This window comes from Nocardia nepalensis, from assembly GCF_048910785.1.
Taxonomy (GTDB): domain Bacteria; phylum Actinomycetota; class Actinomycetes; order Mycobacteriales; family Mycobacteriaceae; genus Nocardia; species Nocardia nepalensis.
On the sequence record NZ_JBKBET010000002.1, the window covers coordinates 1 to 1,041 of the forward strand.

Here is a 1,041-nt window from a genome sequence, read left to right on the forward strand (position 1 = left end):
GCCACCGCACCCACCACACCGTGGTCGAGATCGACGCCTTCATCGGTGTCGAGCAACACGATCCGGCCCGGGTGCTCGGCTTGCGCCGACCGCACCATCCCCCACACCGCCGCAGCGGCCAGGTCGGTGACATCCTCACCGGCCGAGGCGACCGCACCATGGGTGAGCACCATCAGCACACCCGTCTGTTCCACGCTCAGCCAGTCCTGCAACACCGCCAGCACCGCATGCGTGGCCGCATACACCGAACCCACCACATCCTCGGTGCCCGAGGACAACTCCCACACCACCACACCCGCATCAGCAGCGTCGGTATCCGCAGTACCGGCGTCGGGACTGTCGGTTTCTGTGGTGTTGTGCGGGGTCCATAGTCGGGTCGGGGAAGGGGTCGAGTCGGGAAGGCTCGTCAGTGGTGTCCAGGTCAGTTCCAGCAGGTCGCTGCCCGGTGTAGTGGTGGTGGTTTGTAGTGCGGTGTGGAGTTGTTCGGTGGTGACGGGTCGGGTGTTCACCGTGCCGGTCAGGACCGGCATGCCGGAGGTGTCGGCCAGTCGTACCGCCAGAGCACCCTCGGCGCTGCTGGCCAGGTGGACGCGCAGGCGGGTGGCGCCCACCGCGTCGAGACGGACTTCTCCCCAGCTGAACGGCAGCCGCAGTTCGAGATCGTCGATCGAGGCTCCGGTGTAGGCCGCGGCCCAGGCGGCGTGCAGTGCGGTGTCGAGCAGGGCGGGATGGATGCCCATCCCGGTGACGTCGAGTTCGTCGGGGACCGCGACCTCGGCGTAGACGTCCGCGCCGTGTCGCCACGCCGACTGCAGGCCCTGGAACGCCGGCCCGTACTGGTAGCCGTGCCGGGTCAGCCAGTCGTACACGCCGGAGACCTGCACCGATTCCGCACCCGCCGGTGGCCAGTGCGCCAGATCCACCACCGATGCCGACTGTGTCGGTTGTTCGGTGGTGAGGACGCCTTCGGCGTGCAGGGTCCAATCGGTATCGGTTTGGGTGTCGCGGGTATACACCGAAACCGACCATCCGGCCGAGTCG

At 67.9% G+C, this 1,041-nt stretch carries 1 protein-coding gene; it reads right to left on the reverse strand.

Annotated features, from left to right (window positions below; translation table 11 throughout):
* The coding region (locus ACHQ4I_RS00490) for a polyketide synthase dehydratase domain-containing protein (protein WP_420769632.1) at positions 1-1,016 on the reverse strand (1,016 nt) is incomplete at its 3' end.
* Positions 1,017-1,041: the final 25 nt, after the last annotated feature.